The 14,590-nt window shown below is 61.4% G+C and carries 14 protein-coding genes and 1 riboswitch; of the genes, 9 read left to right on the top strand and 5 right to left on the bottom strand.

Annotated elements, in window-relative coordinates; translation table 11 throughout:
- Positions 1 to 9: 9 nt before the first annotated feature.
- The 3 genes from PH551_RS24145 to PH551_RS24135 all read right to left on the bottom strand — a co-directional run bounded on the left by PH551_RS24145 (position 10) and on the right by PH551_RS24135 (position 2,700).
- Complete coding sequence (locus tag PH551_RS24145) at positions 10 to 1,020, bottom strand: ABC transporter substrate-binding protein (RefSeq protein WP_285195337.1); 1,011 nt, start codon at positions 1,018 to 1,020, stop codon at positions 10 to 12.
- Positions 1,021 to 1,084: 64 nt separating this feature from the next.
- The gene (locus PH551_RS24140) at positions 1,085 to 1,897 is read right to left on the bottom strand and encodes an ABC transporter ATP-binding protein (RefSeq protein WP_285195336.1); all 813 of its coding nucleotides are present in this window, start codon (positions 1,895 to 1,897) and stop codon (positions 1,085 to 1,087) included.
- A complete protein-coding gene (locus tag PH551_RS24135; RefSeq protein ID WP_285195335.1) occupies positions 1,894 to 2,700 on the bottom strand; it encodes an ABC transporter permease in 807 nt (268 codons plus the stop codon). The genes PH551_RS24140 and PH551_RS24135 overlap by 4 nt, the downstream gene beginning before the upstream one ends.
- A gap of 160 nt (positions 2,701 to 2,860) precedes the next feature.
- Positions 2,861 to 2,974: riboswitch (TPP riboswitch) on the bottom strand.
- Between the two features lie 331 nt (positions 2,975 to 3,305).
- On the opposite strand from PH551_RS24135, the gene soxR reads away from it, so the two are divergent.
- From soxR to PH551_RS24090, 9 genes are all read left to right on the top strand, one after another.
- Positions 3,306 to 3,776, top strand: coding sequence for a redox-sensitive transcriptional activator SoxR (gene soxR, locus PH551_RS24130; RefSeq protein WP_285195334.1), 471 nt, complete (start codon positions 3,306 to 3,308; stop codon positions 3,774 to 3,776).
- A gap of 124 nt (positions 3,777 to 3,900) precedes the next feature.
- Complete coding sequence (locus PH551_RS24125) at positions 3,901 to 4,671, top strand: SDR family NAD(P)-dependent oxidoreductase (RefSeq protein ID WP_285195333.1); 771 nt, start codon at positions 3,901 to 3,903, stop codon at positions 4,669 to 4,671.
- A 103-nt stretch (positions 4,672 to 4,774) separates the two neighbouring features.
- Entirely contained in the window at positions 4,775 to 5,116 is a 342-nt protein-coding gene (locus PH551_RS24120) for an ArsR/SmtB family transcription factor (RefSeq protein ID WP_085779680.1), read from the top strand.
- 77 nt (positions 5,117 to 5,193) lie between these two features.
- Complete coding sequence (locus PH551_RS24115; protein WP_085779679.1) at positions 5,194 to 6,087, top strand: LysR family transcriptional regulator; 894 nt, start codon at positions 5,194 to 5,196, stop codon at positions 6,085 to 6,087.
- Positions 6,088 to 6,221: 134 nt separating this feature from the next.
- Positions 6,222 to 6,701: a formate dehydrogenase subunit gamma gene (locus PH551_RS24110; protein WP_085779678.1), complete on the top strand. Its 480-nt coding sequence runs from the start codon at positions 6,222 to 6,224 to the stop codon at positions 6,699 to 6,701.
- Positions 6,698 to 8,254: a formate dehydrogenase beta subunit gene (locus PH551_RS24105; RefSeq protein WP_285195332.1), complete on the top strand. Its 1,557-nt coding sequence runs from the start codon at positions 6,698 to 6,700 to the stop codon at positions 8,252 to 8,254. The genes PH551_RS24110 and PH551_RS24105 overlap by 4 nt, the downstream gene beginning before the upstream one ends.
- Before the next feature lie 198 nt (positions 8,255 to 8,452).
- Positions 8,453 to 11,332, top strand: a complete 2,880-nt coding sequence (fdhF, locus tag PH551_RS24100; RefSeq protein ID WP_285195331.1) for a formate dehydrogenase subunit alpha — start codon at positions 8,453 to 8,455, stop codon at positions 11,330 to 11,332.
- 73 nt (positions 11,333 to 11,405) lie between these two features.
- Positions 11,406 to 12,230 (top strand): formate dehydrogenase accessory sulfurtransferase FdhD, encoded by an 825-nt coding sequence (gene fdhD, locus PH551_RS24095; protein WP_285195330.1) that lies wholly within the window; start codon positions 11,406 to 11,408, stop codon positions 12,228 to 12,230.
- Positions 12,220 to 12,465 (top strand): formate dehydrogenase subunit delta, encoded by a 246-nt coding sequence (locus PH551_RS24090; RefSeq protein WP_285195329.1) that lies wholly within the window; start codon positions 12,220 to 12,222, stop codon positions 12,463 to 12,465. Before fdhD ends, PH551_RS24090 begins: the two co-directional genes overlap by 11 nt.
- A 249-nt stretch (positions 12,466 to 12,714) precedes the next feature.
- Here the strand turns inward: PH551_RS24090 and PH551_RS24085 are convergent, their stop codons facing one another.
- Together PH551_RS24085 and rocD are read right to left on the bottom strand one after the other, a co-directional pair.
- Positions 12,715 to 13,191, bottom strand: a complete 477-nt coding sequence (locus PH551_RS24085) for a chemotaxis protein CheW (protein WP_064707940.1) — start codon at positions 13,189 to 13,191, stop codon at positions 12,715 to 12,717.
- A 195-nt stretch (positions 13,192 to 13,386) separates the two neighbouring features.
- Entirely contained in the window at positions 13,387 to 14,586 is a 1,200-nt protein-coding gene (rocD, locus tag PH551_RS24080) for an ornithine--oxo-acid transaminase (protein WP_285195328.1), read from the bottom strand.
- Between the last annotated feature and the right edge of the window lie 4 nt (positions 14,587 to 14,590).

Raw genomic sequence — 14,590 nt, 5'->3', positions numbered from 1 at the left:
CGGGCGGGCTCAGCCGAGGAGTTCGTTGGTGTAATAGGTGGAAAAGTCCGGCTTCTCCTTGAGCACGACGCCATTCGCATCGACGAGAATGCCGTTCTTGACCAGGAAAGCGCCGATGGCATCGACCTTTGCCGGATCAAGCGTGCCGATCACGCCGGCCTCGGATCTCAGGAAATGGCCTTCGATCAACGCCTTCTGAGATGCTCTTACCAGTTCCGTGTTCATCAGCGCACCGTTACTTCCTGATATCAGCAGGTCGCAGGCTTCGTCGGGATGATCGATGGAATAGACATAGCCTTGACGCGTGGCCTGGATGAAGGCGCGCGCGTGTTCTCGACTGGCAGAGAGATAGGCGTCACTGGAAACGATGACTGTCGTCTGCTCGTCGGGAATGCCGTAATCGGAATAGTGGAAGCGGCTGATCTGCCGATTTTCCAGCTCAGCGGCAATGCCCTCCCAGGTGTAGATCTCCAGCGTGAAGTCAATCGAGCCATTGTCCAGCGCTTCATAGGCGGAGGTGCCGAGGGTGACGGTCTTGACGTCGCCCTTGCCGCCGTCATTGCGGATCATCGCCGAGACCAGCGCGCTTTCCCAAGTGCCGCCGAAGCCTCCATAGGTCTTGCCATCGAGATCTCTAGGGCTCTTGATGTCGTCCCGCCCGCCCTTGAAGATCAGGCGCGCGGTTTCCGTCTGGACGACGCCGTAGACCATCTTCACGTCACCGCCGCCAGCACGCTGCGTCAGGGCCTCGATCTCGCTACTGATGCCGAAATCGGCGACCCCGTTTGATACCAGCGTGCCGGCACTCGTGTCGGTAAAGGGTAGAATTTCGACATCGAGGCCGGCGGCCGTGTAGAAGCCCTTCGCCTTGGCGACGTAGATGCCGATGTGATTGGTGTTGGGCGTCCAGTCGAGCGCGATACGAACCTTTGCGGGCGCCGATTGAGCGAAGGCGACGCGGCCGGCGAGGCTTGTCGCGATGGCGGCGAGCATCGTCTGGCGGCGGGTGAGAAGCGGCATGGTGACCTCCTCAGGTCTTTAGAGCATGACGCCGAAAAGTCCGGTTTTCGAACGACATCAGACTCTAACTCTTTAAATTGGAACAGGATTCAGATTTTGGGCCGACCGGCCTAAAACCATCCTGTTCTAGCGGATGAAGCAGGGTTTGCAGGATTTCGGTCTCGATCGCCTGGGCCGCCGGCGAACCGAGATCGGCAATGCTTCTCGGGCGGGGCAGGGGAACGCGGAATTCGCGGATGACACGCGCCGGACGGGCAGACAGCACGTAGATCCGGTCGGAGAGGAAAACGGCCTCGCGAACATCGTGGGTGATCAGCAGCGCCGTCCAGCGATGTTCGGTCCACATGCCTTGCAGCCACTCCTGGATCTGCGTGCGGGTTAGCGCATCGAGCGCGCCGAAGGGCTCGTCGAGCAGCAGCATGTCCTGCTCCTGGATGACGGTGCGCAGCAGCGCAGCACGTTGGCGCATGCCGCCGGAAAGAGCGGCGGGGTAGTGATGTTCGAAGCCGGCAAGGCCGAACCGCTCGAAGAGGGGCGCGACAGCGGCGCGGGCAGCCCGGCGAGCCATGCCCTTCACTTCCAGGCCGAGCGCGGCATTATCGATGATCCGGCGCCAGGGCATCAGCGCATCGCGTTGCGGCATGAAGGCAAAGGAATGCGGCGTCTGTTCCAGCGCTGCACCGTTGAAAAGCATGGCGCCGGAATCGGGTCGCAGCGCCTGTGTCAGCAGTCTCAGCACGGTCGATTTTCCGGAGCCGGATGGGCCGACGATCGAGACGAACTCGCCGTCTGCGACGGCGAGCGAAATGTCGTCTAGAACCTTCATGCCGTCGAAGGACTTCGAGATGTTGCGCAGCTCAAGCATCTGACCGGTCATCGGCGCCGCTCCTGGGATGGCTGCCAGGGCATGACGAAACGCTGGATAACCAGCGTCAGCGCGAAGAGGCAGAGCGTCAACAGAGCGCTGACGATCACGGCGGCGAGCACGAGATCGGGACGGAAATTGTTCTTGGCGTTGAGGATATAGATGCCGAGGCCGCTTGCAGCGCCGGCATATTCGGCAAAGATCGCGCCGACGACGGCATAGGTGATCGAGATTCGGAGGCCGGCGAAGAAATAGGGCAGGGACGAGGGAAACCGCGCCAGGCGAAAAATGCGCCAGCGGCTCGCTTTCATCGAATTCAAGAGCTCGGCAATGTCGCGATCGGTCGCCTCATAGCCCTGAAGCAGGGCAACAAGCAGCGGAAAGAAGGTGACGAGCGCCACCAGCAATATCTTCGGCAAAAGGCCGAAACCGAACCAGAGGACGACGAGAGGCGCGATCGCCACCAGCGGCAAAGTCTGGCTGGCGATGAAGATCGGCAGCATTGCCCGGCGCATGAAGGGCATGAAATCCATCAGGATCGAGGAGACGAAGGCGAAGGCGAGCGACAGGGCGAAACCACCGAGTGTCGCTCCGAGCGTCGGCCAGGTGTTTGCTATCAGCGCCTCTCGGTTCAGCCAGCCCTGGACAAGGATACGCGAAGGCGCCGGCAGAATGGACGGTTTGATACCGGAAAGATCGACATAGAGTTCCCATGCCACCAGAAAAGCAAAGCCTGCGAGCAAGGCGGGCATTGCCCGGTACACGGCGAGATAGAGCGTCGCAAGGCGCGAATCCGATGGTCGTGGCGATGTCATCGGCGTTCGGTTTCAGGCTTTCGCCGGGCTGTTCGCGCAAACCTGTCGAGGGCATCGGTGTCGATGCGCAGCCTGCCGCGATTTGGGGCGGTTGCCTTGAGGGCATCGATAGGGATGCCGACGGAATTGCCGGACGTCCGGTAGAGTGACACTTGCGCGCCGGAATACATTTGGACCTCGCTCCGCTGGCATTACCCAGATCAGCTTAGAAGGGTCCGGAGGCTTGCGCCTCACATCTCAGCCCCGGCGACACGGAGCTCCCCTGTTATTTCGGCGAAAACTATCATCGGGGTTTTCTTGCCGCAACCGCAAAATTGCAAACCCGTCCGCCCGGTCGGATGGGGCGCAGATAAAAAACACCCGGACGGAGGTCCTGTCCGGGTGTTTTCCGAGGTTCCGTACCTGCCGGGAACGGACCCCGAGCGCTTGTCTTTCAGGCGGCAATATCGGCAGGGGCGATCGGCGCGGGCCGGGCAAGCGCCGACGCCATCATTTCAGCTTGTATCGACCGGATGATCTCACTGACGCTCCTTCCTGCGCCTCGTGCTTTACGGCCGGGGAAGCAGCGGTTATAAAACCTCAACTAATATTGAGGTCAATAGGCGATGAATAGGATTTCTGCAACGCCGCTCGGCAAGCTTCTGACGGTCGGCGAAGTGGCGCAACGCAGTGGTCTTGCCGTCTCGGCGCTACATTTCTATGAGGCCAAGGGGCTGATCTCGAGTATCCGCACGCGCGGCAACCAGCGGCGCTACGGACGCGATGTCCTTCGCCGGCTCGGCATCATCAAGGTGGCGCAACGTGTCGGCATTCCGCTTTCGGAAATCCAGACGGCATTTGCCTCCCTGCCGCAGGGGCGTACGCCGACGATTGCCGACTGGCAGACGCTGTCGGCGCGCTGGAAGGATGAACTCGACACGCGAATCAGACGGCTGAGCCTGCTGCGAGACCGTCTGACCGGCTGCATCGGCTGCGGTTGCCTGTCGATCGAAAGCTGTCCGTTGCGCAATCCCTTCGATCAGCTCGGCGAGGAAGGGCCAGGCGCACGGCTGCTGGAGATCGAAATCGAACTATGAACTTTCAGGGAAGAGCGCCAGCCTCTGGCGGAAAGATGATGCCTGCCTTTCTTTCGGCCCGCGCGCTCATATGTTAAGGGCGAATGGCGCAACAGGCGGCATTGTCCGCGAGGAGGACAGCTTCGTGTTCCACCCGAGACTATTCGAAAATCGCAATGTCATCGTAACCGGCGCCGGGCGGGGCATCGGTCTCGAAGTGGCCCGGCAGTTCCTGGACTGCGGCGCGAATGTGATCGTCCATACTGGACGCAAACCGGGGCGCGATCTGCCGGATTTTCTGCTGACGGCTGAATCCGAAAGACGGGCGCTGTTGCTGCACGCCGATTTCACTGCCGCTGGCGGCGCTGCGCAATTTGCCGAAAATGCGCTTACCTTTTTCGACAAGGTGCATGTGCTCGTCAACAACGCCGGCACTATGCTCGGCCGTTTTCCAGCTGCCACACTGACTGACGCAGATTATGAGGCGATCGTGCGTTTGAACCAGACGTCGGTGGTGGCGCTGACGCGTGCGTTGCTGCCGGCATTGAAGGCGGCGGAAGGCGCTGCCATCGTCAACACCGTTTCAATTTCCGCGCTGACCGGCGGCAGTCCCGGTTCTTCGATTTATTCTGCCTCGAAAGCCTTCGTTTCGACCTATTCCAAGGCGCTTGCCCGCGAGCTCGCGCCGGATGGCATCCGCGTCAATTGTGTCTCCCCCGGAACGATCGAGACGGATTTCCACGAGCGCTATTCCTCCCGCGAAAAGCTGGAGCAGACGAGAAAGTCTATTCCCCTGCAGCGGCTGGGCACAGCGGAGGATTGCGCTCCCGCCTATCTGTTTCTGGCGGCGCCCTCGCTCTCCGGATACATTACCGGCCAGGTCCTCGAGATCAATGGCGGCCAGCTTATCTGCTGATTTAGTTAGACCTTTTTTGACATTTCATCACTTTTGGCAAATTCGTGTGTGCGAATATGCTATTGTGCTGATCTGCCTTTTTGCTTCCCTTCCGAGATGTCGAATGCCATTGCCCAAGCCCGAGCCGGGAATGTCCGGTCAGGAACTGCACAAACTCGCTGGAAACGCTCGTGAGGCGAGCGATCTGCTGAAGGCGCTGGCGCACCAGACTCGACTTCTGATTCTTTGCATACTCGCGACCGAGGAGCGGACGGTGAGTGAAATCGAAAACATCCTTGGCATTCAGCAGGCAATGGTCTCGCAGCAGCTCGCGCGTTTGAGGCTCGAAGGTCTCGTCAATACGCGCCGTCAGGGCAGGCTGGTCTATTACCGTATCGGCAATACAAACGTGCTTGCCTTCCTTGAATCGCTGTTCGATCTTTTTCCGGCCGCTGAAAACAATTAGTACCCGCCCTTGCGGAGCACGGTTGCTGCGTCGAAGATAGCTGATCCGGATGATTTCGCGCCGGATCGGGAGACCGGATGATCGACAAGCTGGAATTTTTCATCGCCCTTGCCAACGAAAAGCATTTCGGCCGCGCCGCGGAGGAGTGCGGGGTTTCCCAGCCGACGCTTTCAGCCGCGATCCGGCAGCTCGAGGATCAGCTTGGTGTCATGCTGGTGCAGCGCGGCTCGCGCTTTCAGGGGCTGACGCCGGAGGGCCAGCGCGTCCTGGAATGGGCCCGGCGCATCGTCGGCGATGCCCGCACCATGCGCGAGGAGATGCGCGCGGCCCGCCGCGGACTTTCCGGCCATATTCGCCTTGCCGCCATTCCGACGGCGCTCGCCATGCTTTCGCGCATCACCACGCCCTTTCAGGAACGACATCCGGGAGTGACCTTCTCGATCGTCTCGCGGAACTCGCTGCAGGTGCTGAGCATGCTCGAAAATCTCGAAATCGACGCCGGCATCACCTATCTCGAAAACGAGCCGCTCGGCCGGGTCACCAGTGTTCCGCTCTATGCCGAGCGCTATCATCTGATCACGGCTGCAGGCAGCCCGCTGTCCGATCGCGACAATGTGACCTGGAAGGAGGTCGGCGATCTTCGGCTTTGTCTATTGACCGCCGACATGCAGAACCGCCGCATCATCAACCGGCATCTGACGGAAGCCGGCGCCACTGTGCATCCGACGCTCGAATCCAATTCGATGATCGTGCTGTTCTCGCATGTCAGGACCGGACGCTGGGCGAGCATCATGCCGCGCAATGTGGCCAAATCCTTTGGTTTTCCGGTGGAGATCCGGATGATTCCGATTGTAGAACCGGAAGCCCACCATCTGGTTGGCCTCGTCGCACCCTATCGGGAGCCCTTCACCCCGCTCGTTTCGGCCCTGCTCCACGAAGCGAGAGTGCTCGTGCGGGACGAGGAACTCTGATAGAAAAAACCTATCAATCCACGAGATAGCTTTATTGATCGTCGTCGGCTTCCCTGAGATGTTGTCTGCACGATGGCGCTCGGCTGGGGAGGCCTGCCATCCCGAAACGAGCGAGCCGCCGGGAGGGCTGCCTGATGACCATTCATATCGCCCAAGGCGATATCGCAGCGCGTACGCGGACCATCGTCGCCGACCTTCGCTTCCTTGAAGGACCGCTGCTTCCCATTCTGCACGAGGTTCAGCGAGAATTCGGTTATGTGCCGCAGGAAGCCCTGCCTGTGATTGCGGAGGAACTGAACCTCTCGCGCGCCGAAGTGCACGGGGTGATGACATTCTACCACGATTATCGCGACCATCCCGCCGGCCGCCATGTGCTGAAGCTCTGTCGCGCCGAGGCCTGCCAGTCGACGGGCGGCGACGCGTTGGCTGATCGCGTCAAGGCGCTGCTCGGGATCGATTTTCATCAGACGACGCTCGACGGCGCCGTGACGCTGGAGCCGGTCTACTGTCTCGGCCTTTGTGCCTGCGCCCCGTCGGCGATGCTCGACGGCGAGGTTTATGGCCGCGTAGACGATCAGATGGCGGCGGAACTCGTTGCGGAGGCACGTCGATGACAGTCAAGATTTATGTTCCGCGCGATGCCGCTGCGCTGGCGCTCGGGGCCGAAAAGGTGGCAAAGGCGATTGCCCAGGAGATCGCCGCCCGCGGCTTCGATGCAGAGATCGTGCGCAACGGCTCGCGCGGAATGTTCTGGCTGGAACCGCTGGTCGAAGTCGAGGCCGCCGGCAAGCGCATCGGCTACGGGCCGGTGAAGGCAAAGGATGTGCCTGCTCTGTTCGACGCCGGAATGCTGAACGGGAGCGGCCATCCGCTCTGTCTCGGGGAGGTTGAAGACCTCCCGTTCCTGAAGGAACAGACCCGCCTGACCTTCGCCCGCTGTGGCATCACCGACCCGCTTTCGCTCGGCGATTATGAGGCGCATGGCGGCCTTGCCGGCCTTCGCCGCGCCGTTTCGATGACGCCTGCCGAAATCGTCAAGGAAGTCACGGATTCCGGCCTGCGCGGACGCGGCGGCGCCGGTTTTCCCACCGGCATCAAGTGGAAGACCGTTCTCGATGCCAGCGGCGAACGCAAATATATCGTCTGCAACGCCGACGAGGGCGATAGCGGCACCTTTGCCGACAGGATGATCATGGAAGGCGATCCCTTCGTCTTGATCGAGGGCATGGCGATTGCGGGGCTTGCGACCGGCGCCACGAAGGGGTTCGTCTACACCCGTTCGGAATATCCGCATGCGATCGCCATGATGAGCGAGGCCATCGGCATTGCCAGACAGGGCGGCATTCTCGGCCCATCGGTGCTTGGCTCGGGCCGCGCCTTCGATATCGAGGTGCGCACCGGCGCCGGCGCCTATGTCTGCGGTGAAGAAACGGCTCTCTTGAACAGTCTCGAAGGCAAGCGCGGCATCGTGCGCGCCAAGCCGCCGCTGCCGGCGCATAAGGGCCTGTTCGACTGTCCGACCGTCATCAACAATGTGATTTCACTGGCCTCAGTGCCTGTGATCATGGAGAAGGGTGCCGCCTTCTACCGCGATTTCGGCATGGGCCGCTCGCGCGGCACCATTCCGCTGCAGATCGCCGGCAATGTCAGATATGGCGGGCTTTATGAGACCGCTTTCGGTCTTTCGCTCGGCGATATCGTCGACAGGATCGGCGGCGGCACGAGGACCGGCCGGCCGGTCAAGGCGGTTCAGGTAGGCGGGCCGCTCGGCGCCTATTTCCCGCGGGCGCTGTTCGATACGCCTTTCGACTACGAGGCCTTCGCCGCCAAGGATGGGCTGATCGGCCACGCCGGCATCGTCGTCTTCGACGACACGGCCGACATGCTGAAGCAGGCGCGTTTCGCCATGGAATTCTGTGCCGTCGAAAGCTGCGGCAAATGCACGCCCTGCCGCATCGGTTCGACGCGCGGCGTCGAGACGGTCGACAAGATCGCGGGCGGCATCGAGCCGGAGAAGAACCGGGTACTGCTTGGCGATCTCTGCAATACCATGAAATTCGGGTCGCTCTGTGCGCTTGGCGGCTTCACGCCCTATCCCGTGATGAGCGCCATGACGCATTTCCCGGAAGATTTTTCGCCGGCACCGGTCGTGGAGGCGGCTGAGTAATGGTTTTTTATTCGAAGTTGCCCCTCACCCTAACCCTCTCCCCGCCTGCGGGGAGAGGGGACGTGCCACGAGGGCGCGTATCGAGTGAAGGTGGTGCGGCATACCCCTTCGCCCCGCTTGCGGGGAGAAGGAACCGGCAGGCGGATGAGCGGCATGCCTCAAGGCGCCCGATACTGAAATCTAGCGGAGGTGCAATCCATGTCTCTCATCCATGAAATCGACTACGGCACTCCCGCTTCGAAATCCGAAACCATGGTGACGCTCACCATTGACGGGCAGCAGATCAGCGTGCCGGAGGGCACCTCCATCATGCGCGCCTCAATGGAAGCCGGCATCGAGGTGCCGAAGCTCTGCGCCACCGACATGGTTGATGCCTTCGGCTCCTGCCGGCTCTGTCTTGTCGAGATCGAGGGCCGCGCCGGCACGCCGGCCTCCTGTACGACGCCGGTGGCGGCAAACATGGTGGTGCACACGCAGACCGGACGATTGAAGGATATCCGCCGCGGTGTGATGGAGCTTTATATTTCCGATCATCCGCTCGACTGTCTCACCTGCGCTGCCAATGGCGATTGCCAATTGCAGGATATGGCCGGTGCTGTCGGCCTCCGTGACGTACGCTACGGCTATGAGGGCGACAATCACGTCAAGGCGCGCAGCAACGGCGACATCAATCTGAAATGGATGCCGAAGGACGAGTCCAATCCATATTTCACCTATGATCCCTCCAAATGCATTGTCTGTTCGCTTTGCGTGCGCGCCTGCGAGGAAGTGCAGGGCACCTTCGCGCTGACGATCGAAGGGCGTGGTTTTGGCTCCCGCGTGTCACCCGGCATGCATGAGAATTTCATGAATTCCGAATGTGTTTCCTGCGGCGCCTGCGTCCAGGCCTGTCCGACGGCGACGTTGACGGAGAAATCGGTGATCGAGATCGGCCAGCCGGAGCATTCGGCCGTCACCACCTGCGCCTATTGCGGTGTCGGCTGCTCCTTCAAGGCGGAGATGCGCGGGGAGGAGCTGGTGCGCATGGTGCCGTGGAGGGACGGACAAGCCAATCGCGGCCATTCCTGCGTCAAAGGCCGCTTCGCCTACGGTTATTCCACACACAAGGACCGCATTCTCAACCCGATGATCCGCGAAAAGGTCAGCGATCCCTGGCGGGAGGTGAGCTGGGACGAGGCCTTCGCGCATGTGGCGTCGGAGTTCCGCCGGATTCAGTATCAATATGGGCGCGACGCGATCGGCGGCATTACCTCCTCGCGCTGCACCAATGAGGAAACCTATCTGGTGCAGAAGCTGGTCCGCGCCGGTTTCGGCAACAACAATGTCGATACCTGCGCCCGCGTCTGCCATTCCCCGACTGGCTACGGTCTCGGCCAGACATTCGGAACCTCGGCCGGCACACAGAATTTCGACAGCATCGAACATTCGGATGTCGTCGTCATCATCGGCGCCAACCCGACGGATGGCCATCCGGTGTTCGGCTCGCGGCTGAAGAAGCGGCTGCGCCAGGGGGCGAAGCTCATCGTCATCGATCCGCGCCGTACCGATATCGTCCGGTCGCCGCATGTCGAGGCTTCCTACCACCTGCCGCTGAAGCCGGGCACCAATGTCGCGGTCATGACGGCGTTGGCGCATGTGATCGTCACCGAAGGGCTCTACGACGAGGCATTCATCCGCGAGCGCTGCGACTGGTCGGAATTCGAGGACTGGGCGGCCTTCGTCGCCGAACCGCAGCATAGTCCCGAAGCGACGGAGGTTTTCACCGGCGTGCCGGCGGCGGATCTGCGCGGTGCGGCAAGGCTCTATGCCAAGGGCGGCAATGGTGCGATCTATTACGGCCTCGGTGTCACCGAACACAGCCAGGGTTCGACGACGGTCATCGCGATTGCCAATCTGGCGATGGCGACCGGTAATATTGGCCGTCCCGGCGTCGGCGTGAACCCGCTGCGCGGCCAGAACAATGTGCAGGGCTCCTGCGATATGGGTTCCTTCCCGCACGAGCTGCCCGGCTACCGGCATATTTCCGACGATGCCACGCGCGACATCTTCGAAAAGCTCTGGGGTGTGAAGCTCAGCGACGAGCCGGGCCTGCGCATTCCGAATATGCTCGATGCGGCGGTCGACGGCTCCTTCAAAGGCCTTTACGTCCAGGGCGAGGACATTCTCCAATCCGATCCCGACACGAAACATGTCGCGGCAGGCCTTGCGGCAATGGAATGCGTCGTCGTGCAGGACCTGTTCCTCAACGAAACCGCCAACTACGCACATGTCTTCCTGCCCGGTTCGACCTTCCTCGAGAAGGACGGCACATTCACCAATGCCGAGCGACGCATCAACCGCGTGCGCAAGGTAATGACGCCGCGCAACGGTTATGGCGATTGGGAGGTGACGCAGAAGCTTGCCCAGACCATGGGGCTCGACTGGAATTATGCCCATCCGTCCGAGATCATGGACGAGATTGCCGCGACGACGCCGAGTTTCGCGCTTGTGTCCTACGATTACCTCGACAAGATGGGCTCGGTGCAGTGGCCCTGCAACGAGAAGAACCCGCTCGGTTCGCCGATCATGCATGTCAACGGTTTCGTGCGCGGTAAGGGCAAGTTCATCCGCACTGAATATGTGGCGACGGACGAGCGCACCGGCCCGCGCTTCCCGCTGCTGCTCACCACGGGCCGCATCCTCAGCCAGTATAATGTCGGAGCGCAGACACGCCGGACGGAGAACGTCGTCTGGCACGCGGAAGACCGGCTGGAGATCCACCCGCACGATGCCGAACAGCGCGGCGTCCGCGATGGCGATTGGATCAAGCTCGCCAGCCGCTCCGGCGACACCACGCTCCGGGCGTTGATCACCGATCGTGTCGCGCCCGGTGTCGTCTATACGACCTTCCATCATCCCAATACGCAGGCCAACGTCATCACCACCGACTTTTCCGATTGGGCGACCAACTGCCCGGAATATAAGGTGACAGCGGTGCAGGTCTCGCCGTCGAACGGACCGAGCGAGTGGCAGCTCGAATATGACGAGCAGGCACGGCAATCGCGCCGCATCGCCGGCAAGCTCGAAGCGGCGGAGTGACGATGCCGGGGCGATTTGGCGTTGTCGGCGAGATCCTCCCTTCTTTCCTCGGGGAGAAGAGGAGGCGTCTGTGATGACTTTCGCCACCACGGCGCGTGCTCCCGAAACCGCCCGCCGCAACGGCGTCATGCACAGCGGTTCGCGCATCGTGCCCGAGGAAGTGCCGATCGCCTTTTCCTATGGCGGCAGTTCGCATGCGGTGATGATGGCGACACCGGCGGATCTTGAGGATTTCGCCGTCGGCTTTAGCCTGACGGAAGGGATTATCGCCAAGCCGGCGGAGATATCCGCCGTCGAGATCATCGAGGGGGGGCAGGGCATCGACGTGCAGGTCAGCCTTACCGACGACGTCGCCGATCGGCTGCGGGCGCGCCGCCGCAGCATGGCCGGACCAGTCGGCTGTGGGCTCTGCGGCATCGAATCGATCGAACAGGCGGTGCGGCCGGTGCCCGATGTCTCGACATCGCCGTTGACGCTGTCTCATGCTGATATCGTTCGCTCCGTATCATTTCTGAACGAGGCGCAGCCGCTGCATCGTGAAACGCGGGCCGTACATGGCGCTGGATTCTACCTTCCCGGCCGCGGGCTGATCGCGGTTCGCGAAGATGTCGGCCGCCACAACGCGCTAGACAAACTCTGCGGCGCCGTCATTCGCGCCGGTGAAAGCGGCGGAAATGGCGCGGTCGTCGTCACCAGCCGGCTGTCGGTCGAAATGGTGCAGAAGGCGGCGATCCTCGGCAGCCCAGCGCTCATTGCCATTTCAGCGCCGACGGCCCTTGCCATCCGCACGGCCGAAGCGGCCGGCATGACGCTCGTCGCGCTGGTGCGCGGCGAAGATTTCGAGATTTTCACACACCCGCACCGCATCTCGCCCGGAAGCATCGCCGATGTCGCATGATACCAAAACCAAGCTTGTCTATATGGCAAACCAGATCGCCACCTTTTTCAAAAGCCAGCCGCAAGACGAGGCCGCGCAAGGCGTCGCCACGCACATCAACAAATTCTGGGAGCCGCGCATGCGGCGGCAGTTGTTTGAAATTCTCGAGAAAGAGGAGAATGGCCTGGATGCTCTCGTGCTTCAGGCCGCTCCACTGATCCGCAAGCCGGAGGCGGAGGCAAACCGGGTCCGGTAATTCAAAGTGGTGTCTGCCGGAGGGGAGACAGCAGCAAACTGCCTGCGCACGCGCCACTGCCCTCTATACCGGCACCATGTATATCCTTGCCGTCATGCCGGCGCCCGGTCTCATCGCCAACGCGCTGGTCAGGCCGCTTCCGGACAAGTGGTTCTGAAGGATGGCGAGGTCGCGGCGCTGCAAGAAAGTCGGCGGCAATAAAAAACCGCCGAAAGCGGCGGTTTTCCGATATCCAATTGTTCCGGCAGATCAGGCAGCCAGTTCATCCGTCTCATTTTCCTTGAACATCTTGGCGAGGTTCAGGAAGCAGATCATGCCGTTTTCCGAAGCGATGATGCCTTCGCAGAAAGCGCGGTCGAAGGAGGCGGTCACCTCGGGCACCGGCTGGACCTGGCTGGACGAGATGGTGAGAATATCCGAGACGCGGTCCACGAGCATGCCGATGACCATGCTATGAACTTCGGCGACCACGATGGCGCTGCGTTCGTTGGCAACCGTACTCTTCATGCCGAGCTTATAGGCGAGATCGATGATCGGGATGACCGAACCACGCAGGTTCATGACACCGATAACATCGGCCGGCGAATGCGGGATCGGGGTCGAGGGCGCCCAACCGCGGATTTCGCGGATGGTCGTGGTCTTGACGCAAAATTCCTGATCATGGAGGCGGAAGGCAATGATCTCGAGCGTATCGCCGCTGAAGCTAGTGGAATTGATCGTGGCCATTAGAATTCTTCCCAACTGTCGTAAGCCAAAGCAGAAGCGAGTGCGCCACCATTGGCGCGGACGAGCTTTGCCTTCACACCACGCGATGACTCTGCACTCAAAGCATCGTTACGGTTAGCGACGACATTAACGGAAGAGTGTTGCCCAAATCTAAATCGGGAACGGGAGCATAAAGCTTTTCCGCCTCGCTCTACTTCAGCCGATCGTCTTTTCGATCTGCGAGACGGCCCAATCGACCTGCTCCCTCGTTATGACAAGTGGCGGAGCGAGGCGAATCGTGTGGTCATGGGTGTCCTTGGCGAGAAGGCCGCGCTCCTTCAGCGCATGGCAATATTGCCGCGCGCCGCCGGCTTCGGGCTCCAGCTCGATCGCCATCATCAGGCCACGGCCACGTACATCTCTGACAATGTTGGAGCGGATCGACCTCAAGCCCTCGAGGAAATAATCGCCCATCGCGGCGGCGTTCTCGATCATGCCTTCCTCCACGAGCACCTTGAGGGCCGTGCGCGCCACCGCGCAGGCGAGCGGATTGCCGCCGAAGGTCGAGCCGTGCTGGCCAGGCTTCAGCACGCCCAGCACCTCGGAATTGGAAAGGACGGCGGATACGGGATAGAAGCCGCCGGAAAGCGCCTTGCCGATCAGCGTCACATCGGCCTCTATGCCTTCGTGCTCCTCCGCCAGCAGCTTGCCGGTACGGCCGAGGCCGGTCTGGATCTCATCGAGGATTAGAGTGACGTTGTTATCAGTGCAGAGCTCGCGGATGCGGGTGAAATAGCCGACCGGCGGGATGATGACGCCGGCTTCGCCCTGGATCGGCTCGATCAGGGCTGCCACTGTATTGCCGCTGATCGCGGCCTCGAATGCCTCGGCGTCGCCGAAGGGAATGATGCGGAAGCCCGGCGTGTAGGGGCCGAAGCTGGTGCGGGCGTCGGGATCTGTGGAGAAACTGATGATGCTCAGCGTGCGGCCATGGAAATTGTCGGCGCAGACAATGATTTCCGCATTTCCTTCAGGAACGCCCTTCACCTCGTAACCCCATTTGCGCACCGCCTTGATGGCGGTCTCCACCGCTTCAGCGCCGGAATTCATCGGCAGGATCTTGTGCGAGCCCGTCAGCGCCGCAAGCTCCTCGTAGAGATGGGCGAGCTGATCGTTGCGGAAGGCGCGGGATGTGAGCGTCAGCCTGCCCGCCTGTTCGACCATGGCGGCGAGGATCTTCGGGTGGCAATGGCCCTGATTGACGGCAGAATAGGCCGAGAGGCAATCGAGATAACGATTGCCGTCGGTATCCCAGACATACACGCCTTCGCCACGCGTCAGCACCACGTCGAGCGGCTTATAGTTGTGGGCGCCGAGCCGCTGTTCCGTTGCGATCAGTTTTTCCGAAGTGTTCATGGCG

The sequence above is a fragment of the Rhizobium atlanticum genome (assembly GCF_030182485.1).
Taxonomy (GTDB): domain Bacteria; phylum Pseudomonadota; class Alphaproteobacteria; order Rhizobiales; family Rhizobiaceae; genus Rhizobium.
Note: the sequence above shows the minus strand (reverse complement) of the source record. Positions and strands in the feature narration are given on the sequence as shown.

Coding starts and splice junctions, on each gene's coding strand:
- PH551_RS24145 (WP_285195337.1), bottom strand. CDS start 1,020: ATGCCGCTTCTCACCCGCCGCCAGACGATGCTCGCCGCCATCGCGACA.
- PH551_RS24140 (WP_285195336.1), bottom strand. CDS start 1,897: ATGACCGGTCAGATGCTTGAGCTGCGCAACATCTCGAAGTCCTTCGAC.
- PH551_RS24135 (WP_285195335.1), bottom strand. CDS start 2,700: ATGACATCGCCACGACCATCGGATTCGCGCCTTGCGACGCTCTATCTC.
- soxR (WP_285195334.1), top strand. CDS start 3,306: ATGAATAGGATTTCTGCAACGCCGCTCGGCAAGCTTCTGACGGTCGGC.
- PH551_RS24120 (WP_085779680.1), top strand. CDS start 4,775: ATGCCATTGCCCAAGCCCGAGCCGGGAATGTCCGGTCAGGAACTGCAC.
- PH551_RS24115 (WP_085779679.1), top strand. CDS start 5,194: ATGATCGACAAGCTGGAATTTTTCATCGCCCTTGCCAACGAAAAGCAT.
- PH551_RS24110 (WP_085779678.1), top strand. CDS start 6,222: ATGACCATTCATATCGCCCAAGGCGATATCGCAGCGCGTACGCGGACC.
- PH551_RS24105 (WP_285195332.1), top strand. CDS start 6,698: ATGACAGTCAAGATTTATGTTCCGCGCGATGCCGCTGCGCTGGCGCTC.
- fdhF (WP_285195331.1), top strand. CDS start 8,453: ATGTCTCTCATCCATGAAATCGACTACGGCACTCCCGCTTCGAAATCC.
- fdhD (WP_285195330.1), top strand. CDS start 11,406: ATGACTTTCGCCACCACGGCGCGTGCTCCCGAAACCGCCCGCCGCAAC.
- PH551_RS24090 (WP_285195329.1), top strand. CDS start 12,220: ATGTCGCATGATACCAAAACCAAGCTTGTCTATATGGCAAACCAGATC.
- PH551_RS24085 (WP_064707940.1), bottom strand. CDS start 13,191: ATGGCCACGATCAATTCCACTAGCTTCAGCGGCGATACGCTCGAGATC.
- rocD (WP_285195328.1), bottom strand. CDS start 14,586: ATGAACACTTCGGAAAAACTGATCGCAACGGAACAGCGGCTCGGCGCC.